Genomic DNA, 13384 nt, shown 5'->3' with positions numbered 1-13384 from the left:
TAATACTACAAATTATCAGCAATAATTAACACCTTATAAATATGAAAATTCAGCAAAAACATGTCATAGAAAGCATTTTTAATGTCTTGCAATATATTTCTTATTATCACAGTCCTGATTTTATTCAGGCCATGGCTAATGCTTATGAAAAAGAAACTCACAAAGCTGCAAAAAATGCTATTGCACAAATTCTTATTAATTCAAAAATGGCAGCCTTAGGTAAGCGTCCAATATGTCAAGATACTGGTATTGTGAATGTATTTGTTGAGGTGGGTATGGCGATCACTTGGTCGGCTGATTTATCGTTAGAAGACATGATTAATGAAGGTGTTCGTCAGGCATTTACTTATGTAGATAACCCTCTTAGGGCTTCGATTGTAAGAGACTCTTTATTTACTAGAGTTAACACCAAAGACAATACACCGGCAGTTATTCACATGAAAGTTGTTAAGGGTAATCAACTTAATTTTATTGTGGCAGCTAAAGGCTGTGGTTCTGAAAATAAGGCAAAGTTTAGCATGCTTGCACCAGATGATAATATTGTTGACTGGGTGTTAAAAACCATACCAACCATGGGCGCTGGTTGGTGTCCACCAGGTATTATTGGTATTGGCGTTGGTGGTACAGCTGAAAAATCCATGTTAATGGCAAAAGAAAGTTTGATGGAGCCTATTGATATTCAAGATATTGTGCAAAAATCAAACCCAAGTAACCTTGAAAAATTACGCCTTAAATTGTTTGATAAAATTAATTATTTAGGTATTGGCGCGCAAGGCTTGGGTGGTTTGACAACAGTATTGGATGTCAAAATTAAAGATTATCCAACTCACGCCGCCTCTCAAGCAGTGGCAATGATTCCTAATTGTGCAGCAACACGTCATTTACACTTTTCACTTGATGGTTCAGGTGTGGTGAAAATACCACAAGTAGATATGGACAATTATCCTCAATTAGAGATGGATTATGCTCAATATAAAAAAATTGATTTAAACAATTTAACGTGTAAACAAATGACTCAATGGCGTATTGGTGATACCTTGTTATTAACAGGTACAATTATTACTGGACGAGATGCAGCACATAAACGCCTTAAACAAATGCTTGATAATGGTGAAGGTTTGCCAGATAGTGTAGATTTTGACAATAAATTTATTTATTATGTTGGCCCAGTGGACGCCATTGGTGATGAAATTATTGGTCCAGCAGGTCCTACTACTGCTACGCGTATGGATAAATTTACTGATATGATGTTGGATAATACTAATATTTTAGGTATGATTGGTAAGGCAGAACGTGGCGAGGCCAGTATGCAAGCCATTAAAAAACACAAGGCTACGTATCTTATTGCAGTAGGTGGTGCGGCTTATTTAATTTCTAAGTCTATTAAAAAGGCTAAAAAAATTGCATTTGAAGAGATGGGTATGGAAGCAATTTATGAATTTGAAGTTAAAGACATGCCGGTTACAGTTGCAGTTGATACTCAAGGTAATAATATTCATAGTATTTTTCAAGATATTCAGATAACCTACTAAATGAGTTATTAGAGTTCAAGTAGAGTTATCTTTTTTCGAGAAAATTCAAATATTTTAGAAATATAGTCTTGGCGTATAATAACGTTGAAGTTGGTCGGATGGTCGCTGGAGCTTGATTCTTCAGAGGAAAGTCCGGGCTCCATAGAGTAAAGTGCTAGCTAACAGCTAGGTATGGTGACATAACGGAAAGTGCTACAGAGATTTAGACCGCCTATTTTTAATAGGTAAGGGTGAGAAGGCGCGGTAAGAGCGCACCGCGCGATTGGTGACAACCGTGGCAAGGTAAACCCCACTTGGAGCAAGCTCAAATAGGCTGATGATGACGTTGCTCGCTGAGTTGGTGGGTAGAGTGCTAAAGCGTTTTGGCAACAAAACACGTAGATGAATGACCATCTATTACAGAACCCGGCTTATAGACCGACTTCTTTTTACTTCGTCTTTCTGCTTTCTACTGCATTTTTACTCAGCAGGGAAAATAGCAAGGTGGATTTAATCTATAAAACAACTTGAATAAACATTGGATAAACAACAAAGTAAGGATTGATGGGCTTTAAAAGTCAGCAAAATTATACCAAGTTGGAAACAAAATAAGACTCATTAAAACCATAATCTAATGGTATAAAACCTTTGCAGATATCCATTGTTTGGATTGATTTAGTGCAATACCTTTAAGATAGAACAAACTAAAGCCAAAGAGCGGAGTGAAAAAATAGGTTTGTAAATTTATGGTAATTAAAATGGCATACTAGGTCATGTCAATATCGATTCGACTAAGCAATGAGGTAGAAAAATAGGGACGATAATTAGTGAAATTTATACAAAATCAATAAAAAGCCAAGAATGAGGATGATGAGAATAAAATTCATTTTTTGTTAGGAGGTTGCGTTGATTAGAATAGTAAAGACCATTGAAGTAATTTTGATGGTTTCTATTATGGTTTAAACTTTTTGAGGTTGTTGATGAAAGTAAGCTCAGATATGGTAAACAAAATAAAACTGAGTGGGATGGCTTTAGGATAAAGCGATAGAATAAACCATCAAAATTGCCACTTTATGCGCTTAGTACAACTCATTCTAAGGAATTAATTGTGTCAAGATCTAGTGCAGTATGTAACTCATCTGCTAAAATATTCGCTTTCAAATCCAAGGATACGTATTTTTAGCTCTTGCAAGTCTTCAATCAAGTTAATTTCTTTTTTAAACCAAAACCATTCCATTTGGTTGACAGTATTATCACCGATAATAGATTTTAGTTCGTGCTTTGGCATAGACTTTGTTCATCAATTCTTAACCACCACCATATTCAAACAAAGTATGTTTTTCGTTTGCTGTTATGTTAAAGGATATGGAAGTGAAAAATAAAATGTTAATGTCTTTGCCTTTTCAATATAATACGAGCCAAACTACTTAAGGTCGTATTGACCAGATTTAACCATATCAAAAATACTAATCTGTGTTTTGTGTTTTGTTTTTAGGGTCAATTTTAATAATCAGGCCATATCAAATGCTAAGTGGATTTTTAACCACATCAATAAAAATATGAAGCTTACTTGGCTTATTTTTGATTGTCATTATCACAGCAGTTATTTAATTTGTGCCAAAAGGGCACGATCTTGTTGATTGTAGTCTTTAAATTTTTGAATGTTGAAAAAATTATTACTTAATAGTTGTATGATTTCTTGTTGTTGGTCAAAGCCGTGTTCTAACAAAATATATCCTTTTTTATTAAGATGTTGTGGTGCATTATTAATAATAGTACGAATATCATCCAAGCCATCTTTGCCAGATACAAGCGCACTTTGCGGCTCAAAACTTAAATCATTAAGGTGAGGGTCGCTTTGTTTGATATAAGGAGGGTTGGAGATAATTAAATCAAATATTTGATTAGGTGTAGCTTTAAACCAACTGCCTAATTGGAAGTTAATGTTTGTTTTTGCATTTTGTTGAGCAATATCAAGTGCATTAATTGAAGAGTCAGTTGCAGTTAAATGCCATTGTGGATTTTTATCGCCTAAAGTAATAATAATAATACCACTACCAGTACCTAAATCAAGTACCTTACAGGTTTGATTTTTATCAAATAAACCTAAAGCAATGTCGATTAAGAGTTCGGTTTCAGGTCTAGGGATTAGAGTGCTAGGGGTGACCTTAAAATCAAGATGATAAAACCCTTTTGTGCCACTTAAATAAGCAAAAGGTATACCAAATTGTCTTTGTTTGATGAGTTGATTGAGTTGAGTTTTTTCCTCATTATTTGGTTGATAATCATAATGAGTAATAAGCTGAACGTGGTTTTTATTAAGAGCCAGAGATAGTAGTGGCACAATATCAATTATGTCACTGTTTAAATAGTCTTGAATACTAATCAAAGATTTATAAATTAACAGTTGTTAATTCTAATGCTTTCCAATTTTGCATATTACCTCGAAAGTATTTAACTTTTGCAGTAGAGTAGTAGGGATAGCTATATTTAAGAAAATACGTTACAGTAGTTGGTATTTTACTGCACCAGATGCTATTGTAATACATGATTAAAGTTTTGACATAAGAAAAATAAGGTAATTCGTCAATTTTAACACTCAATAAGTCTTTCATAATTTCTAATTTCTAGTACCCTTTCAAGGGTTAATGATGGTTTGGGATAACGCCTGTAATAGTTTGTACGTGTATCAAATCAAGATGGTGCCTTTGCTGATTTTTTTAACGTTAATGATATCTAATCTACAGTATGTGATGTAAAAGGGTGCATAAGTTGAATCTTACTAAAAGGTAGTTTTGAGGTAAAAATAGAGGTTTTATCGCCTTTGTTTTGGTTGCATTGTAGCTTATGCATAAGTATTTATTATTATAGTAAGCTAATTAATAGTAATGTTAATTTTTTTGTAATTCCACTCTTCTTAAGTCGTATCTATTTTTCATTGCAACAATAAGTCCTAAACCAATGAATGCTCCTGGTGGTAAAGTGGCTAGTAAAGTACCTTGATAATTTTTAAATACAGTAACATTAAGTGTGTTGCCTAAATCACCCCCCAGTAATAATGCAGATTGATCAAATAAAGTGCCGCTGCCAATCAATTCACGCATTGCACCTAATACAATAAGCACAATAGAAAAACCAACACCCATCATTAATCCATCTATTGCAGATTTTCCCCAAGTATTTTTACTAGCAAATGCCTCAGCACGTCCTAAAATAGCACAGTTAGTGACAATTAGTGGTACAAAAATACCCAATACTAAATATAAATCATAAAAATATGATTGCATTAGCAATTCAACAATCGTTACAAATGAAGCAATTAGTAGGACAAAAATAGGAATACGAACTTCTTTTGAAATTTGATGACGAAAAATAGAGACGGTTATATTAGAGGACACTAAAACAAACGTGGTTGCCAACCCAAGTCCGATTGCATTCACAATATTATTGGTGACTGCTAATAAGGGGCATAGACCTAAAAGCACAACCAAGGCTTGATTGTTATTCCACAGCCCATTTTTTATAATTTTGATATAGTCACTCACGGTGTTTAATTATATACTTAATCGTGTGTTGATTTACTAGGTCGTTTTCCATAATATACATTAATTCTGCAGCGCTAATCTCTAATACTTTGGCAATAATAATTGTTGATTTATGGTGGTTAAATTAAATCAAAGCTTGCCTCTTGCGGCGTTTGAAGAGATAACAAACGAAAAACTTAAAGAGATAATCAACTCAAATCATTTTCGATATTTTATTTTAAATGAAGGAAGATTACTTTTAGTAAAGTTAAAATCATAAATAATTTTTATGTTACGTTTACAAGGTGGCTTTTTATTTAATCAAGTTAATTAATTCACTGAGTAAAGTTTCAAGCTCATGTACAATTTTAATAAAAGTAGTCAAACTTGGCTGCTGTTTGTTGCATTCTAGCAGAGAAATACAATGTACTGACAAATTTGTTTTTCAGCAAGTTTTTCTTGTGACAGATTGGCTTTATAACGTTGTTGTTTTAAAATGTAGAAAAATGATTGTTTATTTATCATAAAATTCTACAGAATAGTTGCTTCTATGTATATTAATCAGATAAAAAACTAATTAAGAGAAAACGATTTGTTCATCCTTAACATCGCCGTGAATGGCTGAATTTGATAAAAACTCTTCAGCAAGTATTTTTTGCGACAAAGGATTTTCTAACAACTGCTGTATTGTGCGCTTGAGTGGTCTGGCACCAAATACAGGGTCATAGCCTCTATCAACAATCATATTTATGGCTGTATTGCTCAATGTTAGTTTAAGGTTAAGCTTAGCCAAGCGTACCGATAGGATTTCAATTTGCTTGAGTGCAATGTCTTTGATCTGATATTTTTCTAGCATTTTAAAGGTTATAATTTCATCAATACGATTGACAAATTCAGGTCTAAAGTGCTCGTTAACAATTTTAGAAAGTTCAGCGGACATATCTTTACCTGGATTTTGTTGAATCAAGTATGAGCCTAAGTTTGAAGTCATAATAATAACAGTATTTTTAAAATCAATCGTGCGACCTTGACCATCTGTTAAGCGACCATCATCTAGTACCTGCAATAGAATGTTAAATACATCTAAATGGGCTTTTTCAATCTCATCCAGTAGAATGATTGAGTAAGGTTTGCGACGCACAGCCTCGGTTAGCATACCACCTTGCTCATAGCCAACATAGCCTGGAGGTGCGCCAATCAAACGTGCAACCGAGTGTTTTTCCATAAATTCGCTCATATCAACACGGACAATAGCTTGCTCAGTGTCAAATAAGAAGTCTGCTAAGGCTTTGGTGAGTTCAGTCTTTCCCACACCAGTAGGGCCCATAAATAGAAATGAACCATCAGGTCGGTTAGGATCAGACAGACCACTGCGTGCACGACGTATGGCATTAGAAATTACTTTAACGGCTTTATCTTGACCGACTAGGCGTTTGTGAATAATAGCTTCCATTTTTAATAGTTTATCTTTTTCACCCGCTATCATTTTATCCATAGGGATACCTGTCCAACGGGCAACAATGTGGGCGATTTCATCCTCAGTGACTTTATTTCTAAGTAGCGTCATTTGCTGCGTATCAGCATTTTCAGTAGTACCTATTTTTTTCTCTAATTCAGGAATAATACCGTATTGAAGTTCGCTCATTTTGGCTAAATCATTATTGCGATGTGCATTTTCAAAATTTGCTTTAGCTTGCTCCAGTTCTTCTTTAAGATGGTGTGCATCTTGAACGACTAATTTTTCTTTTTTCCAAATTTCCTCTAAATCAGTATATTCTTTTTCCAGTGACTGGATTAATGCAACCAATTCTTTTAATCGTACTTTAGAGGCTTTATCTTTTTCTTTTTTAAGCGCCATACGTTCAATTTTAAGTTGTACTAGTTTACGATCAAGTTTGTCCATTGATTCTGGTTTTGAGTCAATTTCCATGCGAATTTGTGAGGCAGCTTCATCAATTAAATCAATGGCTTTATCTGGCAATTGTCTGTCAGTAATGTATCTGGTTGAATAGGTAACAGCAGCGATAATAGCAGGGTCGGTAATTTCCACACCATGGTGCACTTCGTATTTTTCTTTTAGACCACGTAAAATAGCAATGGTATCTTGTTCAGTTGATTCGTCCACTAATACTTTTTGGAACCTGCGTTCTAAGGCTGAGTCTTTTTCAATATATTGGCGGTACTCATCTAGTGTAGTGGCGCCCATGCAGTGTAAATCACCACGGGCTAAGGCGGGCTTTAACATATTGCCTGCATCCATAGCACCATCAGATTTGCTAGAACCGACCACAGTGTGCAATTCGTCAATAAATAAAATGACTTGACCTTGTTCGGCTTCTAATTCTTTGAGTACGGCTTTTAGTCGCTCTTCAAACTCGCCTCGATATTTAGCACCTGCTACCAGTGCCGCCATGTCTAGTGATAAAACACGCTTGCCTTTGATTCCTTCTGGCACTTCGTTATTAATAATGCGTTGTGCTAAACCTTCAACAATAGCGGTTTTACCCACGCCAGGCTTACCAATCAGTACTGGATTGTTTTTAGTACGACGCTGCAGAACTTGAATGGCACGGCGAATTTCGCTATCACGACCAATCACAGGGTCAAGTTTACTATCAATGGCCAATTGGGTCAAATCCTGAGTGTATTTTTTCAGTGTATCTCGGTTGTTTTCTGCGTTTTGGTCATTCACGTTTTTACCCCTCCTAAGGTTGTCAATTGCTTGGTTTAAATTTGCTTCATTTACACCAGTAGTTTTTAATAGTTTTGTGCTTGCGTCATTGCCTTGAATGACAGCCAATAAGAATAGTTCGGTTGATAAATATATGTCATTTTTATCAGTGGCTATTTTTTCAGCTGCATTTAATAGGTGTAATAGATTTTGAGAAATATTAACATCACCATTTAGGCTGTTAATCGTGGCCAATGTATCAATTTCTTTATCAATTTCTTGTTTGAGTTTTTGAGTATCAATATTAGTGCTGAGAAGTAAATTACCAATATTACTATCAGTGTTTCGTAACATAGCACTTAGAATATGCACCGCTTCTATGGAACTATTATTTTTCGCAACAGCGATGGATTGTGCAATGCTTAAGTCTTGCTGAAATTGCACAGTTAGTTTATCAATATTCATAGAATTTTTCATGTTTCTCATGAAATGAACTAACTATCTATGGGATGATTAATGCATTTCAAGTACTAAAATAAAATATTATGTTAAATTTAGTGTTATTCGAACCTGAAATACCCAATAATACTGGTGCTATTATTCGTTTGTGTGCCAACATGGGTGCAAATCTACGCCTTATCAAACCTTACGGGTTTGAAATGGAGGATAAAAAATTACGGAGGGCAGGATTGGATTATAAAGAGCTTATGTGTGTCAGTGAATATGATAATTTTGATGACTATTTGGAAAAGGAGAAACCTAAAAATCTATTTGTAGTTAGTTCAAAGGTTAAAACTATTTATACAGATGTTAAATATCAAGCGGGTGACTCACTGCTTTTGGGTCCAGAAACCAGAGGACTTCCACAAGACATATTAAACCAATATAAGGGCATCACTTTACCAATGCAAGATAAGTCTCGTAGTTTAAATTTGTCAAATTGTGCTTCTATTGTGGCATATGAAGCTTGGCGACAAATTGGTTTTAAAGGAGCTAAGAGTGCTTAAATTTATTGCATTGATATTATTTTCATCATTAACAGGTTTAATAGTTATGTAATTTTATTGTATCATCATTTTTCTGATGTTACGTCTAAATCAACCAGTATTAGTCCTAAATTATTCAAACCAATGCGTTTAAAGTGTTAGGGCATTAAAAATAATGCTTGAACGTTTGAATGGTAATAATTTACCGAATAAATATGTGATATTCAAGGTAAAACAATGATGTTTTATAATCAAAACATTAGCCATGTATATTTTCTTGATTTGGATTAGGTATAAATTAAGATGTAAATTCAGCAGGTACAAAACCATATCCACCACTGGGAAAACTGATAAAATACTTACTTATCTTTCTTTATGTGGAAGTGAGTTTAGACATATTAGAATAGGTTAAAAATATAGGTTGTATAGTATTTTGACAACACTTTAGGGTGATTTCATCATAAAATATACCACATTTTTCAATGGTGACAAGTTTTACTAAAATATCAATTTATAACCAAAGTGAATACGTTAGCAATGCCTGTTAAAACAAAAAATCAACCCAATAGTTACTCAAAATCCACATAAATTGATATTGGAATTTATTCAGACGCCGAACTAGTGTCAAATTATCAACTTTAATTGTTTTGCTAGTGGTGGGTGGATGTGGTTTTGTGAAGTAATAAAAAGGTTGGAGTTATTGCCAAAACCTCTAACCAGTAGACATGTTAAATATAATTGTATCATACTTAACATACGGAAAAGAAGACTACTGGTACAGTATTCAGTAGATTAATTCGAAAATAACTGAGTAAGCTTATAGGAGTTACTAAAATCTTTGATGTTAAGCGCTTTTTTGCCTGAAAGTTGTAAGGTTTTTAGATTTAGTGCACCACCTCCAGTGGCAACAGTACATGCCTTCTTGTTGTGTTTAATAATACTGCCTGGGTTGTAATTACCATTCGTCATTACTACGGAGGCAGATAAAATACGTAGAACCTTAGTATCAAATTTATTACTTGATGCATAGGTTTGGGCGATAGGATAGGGGTTAAATGCTCTAATTTGTCGATTAATTTGTATTGCACTTTGAGTCCAATCAATCCAGGCTTCGTCTTTTTTGAGTTTTGCGGCATAAGTGATGTTGTTTTCTCTTTGTGCTGTTGGTAATAAATTATCAAGATTATCTAAAACTTCAATAATAGCACTAGAGCTAAGTTTAGCCAGTTTGTCATGTAGAGATTGTGCCGTATCAATGAGTGTGATTGAACAAGTTTTTTCAAGTAAGATATCACCCGTATCTAAATCCTCATTCATTTGCATGATGTTGATACCTGTGATTTTATCACCTGCCAAAATTGCACGTTGAATAGGTGCTGCACCACGCCAACGTGGTAATAACGAGCTGTGAATATTAAGACAACCATATTTAAGCGTATTGAGGATTTTAGCAGGCAATATTTGTCCGTAAGCTGCTACTACCATTATATCTGCATTGAGTTTGGTTAAAATTTGTTGGATCTTGTCGTTTTTTAAATTTTCAGGTTGAAAAATGTTTAAATTATGTTCTAATGCTTTTTCTTTAACAGGGCAAGTTGTTAACACTCTGCCACGACCCTTAGGACGATCAGGCTGGCAAAATACGCCAACGATATCATGCTTGGTGTTTATTAATGTTTTTAATATACCTGCCGAAAATTCAGGTGTGCCTGCAAAGACAATACGCACCTTGAAAAAAGTACTTTTAAGATGCATTATTTTAAAGTTTTTCTTGCTATTTTTATGGCTTGTTTGACTTGATTGGGGCTAGTTGCGCCTAAGTGATTACGTGCATTTAATGAACCTTCTAGTGAGAGAATTTCAAATACATCGTTTTCAATGCGACTATCAAATGCTTGTAGTTCTTCCAAACTAAGCTCGCTTAAATCTTTTTGGTGCTCAATACCGTAAGCAACTGATTTTCCAACTACTTTGTGCGCATCTCTAAAGGGTAAGCCTTTGTTAACTAAATAATCAGCTAAATCAGTGGCTGTAGTGTAGCCTTGTTTGGTTGAGTTATACATATTATCACGTTTAATTTGAATGGTTGGTATCATGTCTGCAAACACACGTAAACAGGCTTTTAAAGTGTCAACCGTATCAAATAATGGTTCTTTATCTTCTTGATTGTCTTTGTTGTAAGCCAGTGGCTGGGATTTCATAATTGTAAGCAATGAGGTTAAATTACCATACACGCGGCCTGTTTTTCCGCGAACCAATTCAGGCACATCTGGGTTTTTTTTTTGTGGCATGATGGATGATCCTGTGCAAAAACTATCAGGCAATTCGATAAAATTAAACTGTGCACTTGACCATAAAATTAACTCTTCTGAAAAGCGTGAAAGATGCATCATTATGATACTTGCTGTGGATAAAAATTCAATGACAAAATCTCGATCACTCACTCCATCAAGTGAATTAAGGCAAATGCGTTCAAAACCTAATAATTCAGCTGTACGTGTGCGTTTAATCGAGTAAGTGGTACCTGCTAATGCAGCCGATCCTAGCGGCATTGAGTTGATGCGCTTGCGACAATCAAATAGACGCTCTACATCACGCGCTAACATTTCAAAATAAGCCATCATATGATGACCAAAACTGATTGGTTGTGCGGCTTGAAGATGGGTAAAGCCAGGCATGATTGTATTTGTCTCTTTTTCAGCTAAATCAGCTAATACCAGTTGTAAGCGTTTAATTTCGTTGGTAATATCATCAACTTGGTCGCGTAAATAAAGGCGAATATCAGTTACAATTTGATCATTACGAGAGCGTCCTGTATGTAGTTTTTTGCCTGTATCGCCAATCATCTTAACTAAACGTGCCTCAATATTCATATGTATATCTTCAAGTGTTATTGACCACTTAAATTCACCAGTTTTGACTTCACTTAGAATTCTCTCAAGGCCTTTAATAATTTTATTTTTTTCATTTTCAGTGAGCAAACCAACTTCTTGCAACATGGTAGCATGAGCAATTGAGCCTTGAATATCATAAGGCGCTAAAATCTTGTCAAAGAATATTGACGCTCCAAAAATTTTAACAAATTCATCTGTTGGTTCATTAAAACGCCCGCCCCAAGATTTATTAATTTGTATTGTCCGTCTAGACTCCTCCTTGAGGACTGTTTTGTGTCGTTTATATTGTGTGTCGTTCGTCATAATTCTGCCTTTAATTGGTTTAAGTTTAGTGATTGATTTGTCAATCACATTGACAAGCTCAGTCTAATAATAATCCATACTGGATACGTCAACTATTTTGCCTTAGTTTGCATCATAATTGTTTATAAGAAATACTATGGGGTAAAAATTAATGTCATTCTAAAAGGTAAATCCACCGTGATTGGTGTCAATATTATAAGAGTCCTTCGTATTTTTTAGTGTGTTAGCATTAATATGGAGAATAATAACTTTGTTTTTATATTCATCAAATTCATTCATTGACGTAATGATTTTTTGACAATAATAGTAGTTAGGAATAGAAAAACATTATTAAAATAGGTGTTTCATTTTTATACACTAACTGAGCATCTTCTAAGAATTTTTTTTCAGTGGTAGTGCTGCTAAATTTTGCGACGTGATAAAATTAGAAGCAAGTATATATTTTAATATAAACTCTTTCAACCATGAACAAAACTCTAAAAATTGCAACTCGACAATCTCCATTGGCGTTATGGCAAGCTCAGAATGTTAAAATTAGACTGGAAAAACACCATCCTGATCTAACAGTTATTCTAGTGGAAATGACAACTAAGGGTGATCAAATTCTAAACTCACCTTTGTCAAAAATTGGTGGTAAGGGTTTGTTTATTAAAGAATTAGAAGTTAGTATGATGAAGGGTATAACTGATATTGCCGTGCATTCTATGAAAGATGTGCCTTATGAAATACCACAAGGATTTAAGTTAGGGGCAATTTTAAAACGTGAAAATCCCTTTGATGCCTTTGTTTCCAATGATTTTTCAAGTATTGATGATTTACCACAAAATGCTAAAGTTGGTACTTGTTCAATACGTCGTATTGTGCAACTTAAAGCTATTCGACCTGATTTAAAAATTCTAGATTTACGTGGCAATGTTAATACTCGATTAAAAAAATTAGATAAAGGTGGATTTGATGGCATTATTCTTGCTTGTGCAGGGCTTATTCGTCTAGGATTTGAGAGTCGAATCAAGCAACAAATTTCTGACCAGCAAAGCTTGCCTGCCGTAGGGCAAGGAGTAGTGGGTATTGAAATTCGTGAAAACGATACAGAAATTTTAGATTTAATTAAGCCTTTGATTGATGTTGAAACCACCTACATGGTAAGCGCAGAGAGAGCTATGAATGCACGCCTTGAGGGTGGTTGTTCGGTACCGATTGCAGGTTTTGCTTTGATTGATAATGAGCAAATAATGTTAACAGGTTTGGTGGGTAATGTTGATACTGGTGTGATATTAAAAGAACAGATTTTGAGTCATGTTTCTCAAGCAGAGGCTTTGGGTGTTGAATTGGCAAATAAACTCATATCATTAGGTGCTAAAGATATTTTAAAAAACTAAAAGAATGAATACGCTATCTGATTTAAAGATGTTGTCTAAATTATCAAGCTGGATAATGCTTGATAGTAAATTGCATCAAACTTTTGGCTTTAAAAACGTAGGTTATTATTAAGATT

General features: G+C 34.4%; 9 protein-coding genes and 1 other RNA gene. 4 read left to right on the top strand and 6 right to left on the bottom strand.

The annotated features are described in order from the left end of the window. The first annotated feature begins 41 nt into the window (after window positions 1-41). Complete coding sequence (locus RMAG_RS03905) at window positions 42-1532, top strand: fumarate hydratase (protein WP_011738140.1); 1491 nt, start codon at window positions 42-44, stop codon at window positions 1530-1532. 86 nt (window positions 1533-1618) lie between these two features. Continuing rightward, window positions 1619-1961, top strand: an RNA gene (rnpB, locus tag RMAG_RS05470) — RNase P RNA component class A. 685 nt (window positions 1962-2646) lie between these two features. On the opposite strand, the gene RMAG_RS05855 is transcribed toward rnpB, so the two are convergent. From RMAG_RS05855 to clpB, 4 genes are all read right to left on the bottom strand, one after another. Next, entirely contained in the window at window positions 2647-2799 is a 153-nt protein-coding gene (locus RMAG_RS05855; RefSeq protein WP_157834493.1) for a hypothetical protein, read from the bottom strand. A 315-nt stretch (window positions 2800-3114) separates the two neighbouring features. Then, complete coding sequence (gene prmC / locus RMAG_RS03900; protein ID WP_011738139.1) at window positions 3115-3900, bottom strand: peptide chain release factor N(5)-glutamine methyltransferase; 786 nt, start codon at window positions 3898-3900, stop codon at window positions 3115-3117. Window positions 3901-4402: 502 nt separating this feature from the next. Next, a complete protein-coding gene (locus tag RMAG_RS03895; protein WP_011738138.1) occupies window positions 4403-5056 on the bottom strand; it encodes an electron transport complex subunit E in 654 nt (217 codons plus the stop codon). Between the two features lie 556 nt (window positions 5057-5612). Then, a complete protein-coding gene (gene clpB / locus RMAG_RS03890) occupies window positions 5613-8171 on the bottom strand; it encodes an ATP-dependent chaperone ClpB (RefSeq protein WP_024792181.1) in 2559 nt (852 codons plus the stop codon). Window positions 8172-8251: 80 nt separating this feature from the next. On the opposite strand from clpB, the gene RMAG_RS03885 reads away from it, so the two are divergent. Continuing rightward, window positions 8252-8713, top strand: coding sequence for a tRNA (cytidine(34)-2'-O)-methyltransferase (locus RMAG_RS03885; RefSeq protein WP_011738136.1), 462 nt, complete (start codon window positions 8252-8254; stop codon window positions 8711-8713). Between the two features lie 771 nt (window positions 8714-9484). On the opposite strand, the gene fmt is transcribed toward RMAG_RS03885, so the two are convergent. Together fmt and argH are read right to left on the bottom strand one after the other, a co-directional pair. Then, window positions 9485-10447, bottom strand: a complete 963-nt coding sequence (gene fmt, locus RMAG_RS03880; RefSeq protein ID WP_011738135.1) for a methionyl-tRNA formyltransferase — start codon at window positions 10445-10447, stop codon at window positions 9485-9487. Further along, window positions 10447-11889: an argininosuccinate lyase gene (gene argH, locus RMAG_RS03875; RefSeq protein WP_011738134.1), complete on the bottom strand. Its 1443-nt coding sequence runs from the start codon at window positions 11887-11889 to the stop codon at window positions 10447-10449. The genes fmt and argH overlap by 1 nt, the downstream gene beginning before the upstream one ends. Before the next feature lie 464 nt (window positions 11890-12353). On the opposite strand from argH, the gene hemC reads away from it, so the two are divergent. Further along, window positions 12354-13268: a hydroxymethylbilane synthase gene (gene hemC, locus RMAG_RS03870; RefSeq protein ID WP_011738133.1), complete on the top strand. Its 915-nt coding sequence runs from the start codon at window positions 12354-12356 to the stop codon at window positions 13266-13268. Window positions 13269-13384: the final 116 nt, after the last annotated feature.

It is taken from the genome of Candidatus Ruthia magnifica str. Cm (Calyptogena magnifica), assembly GCF_000015105.1.
GTDB classification, from domain to species: Bacteria; Pseudomonadota; Gammaproteobacteria; order PS1; family Pseudothioglobaceae; genus Ruthia; species Ruthia magnifica.
This window is presented reverse-complemented; position numbering and strand designations above follow the sequence as displayed.

What these genes read in the sequence shown, in the direction of transcription:
- clpB (WP_024792181.1), bottom strand. Translation starts at nt 8,171, where the DNA reads ATGAATATTGATAAACTAACTGTGCAATTTCAGCAAGACTTAAGCATT.
- hemC (WP_011738133.1), top strand. Translation starts at nt 12,354, where the DNA reads ATGAACAAAACTCTAAAAATTGCAACTCGACAATCTCCATTGGCGTTA.
- RMAG_RS05855 (WP_157834493.1), bottom strand. Translation starts at nt 2,799, where the DNA reads ATGCCAAAGCACGAACTAAAATCTATTATCGGTGATAATACTGTCAAC.
- RMAG_RS03885 (WP_011738136.1), top strand. Translation starts at nt 8,252, where the DNA reads ATGTTAAATTTAGTGTTATTCGAACCTGAAATACCCAATAATACTGGT.
- argH (WP_011738134.1), bottom strand. Translation starts at nt 11,889, where the DNA reads ATGACGAACGACACACAATATAAACGACACAAAACAGTCCTCAAGGAG.
- RMAG_RS03905 (WP_011738140.1), top strand. Translation starts at nt 42, where the DNA reads ATGAAAATTCAGCAAAAACATGTCATAGAAAGCATTTTTAATGTCTTG.
- fmt (WP_011738135.1), bottom strand. Translation starts at nt 10,447, where the DNA reads ATGCATCTTAAAAGTACTTTTTTCAAGGTGCGTATTGTCTTTGCAGGC.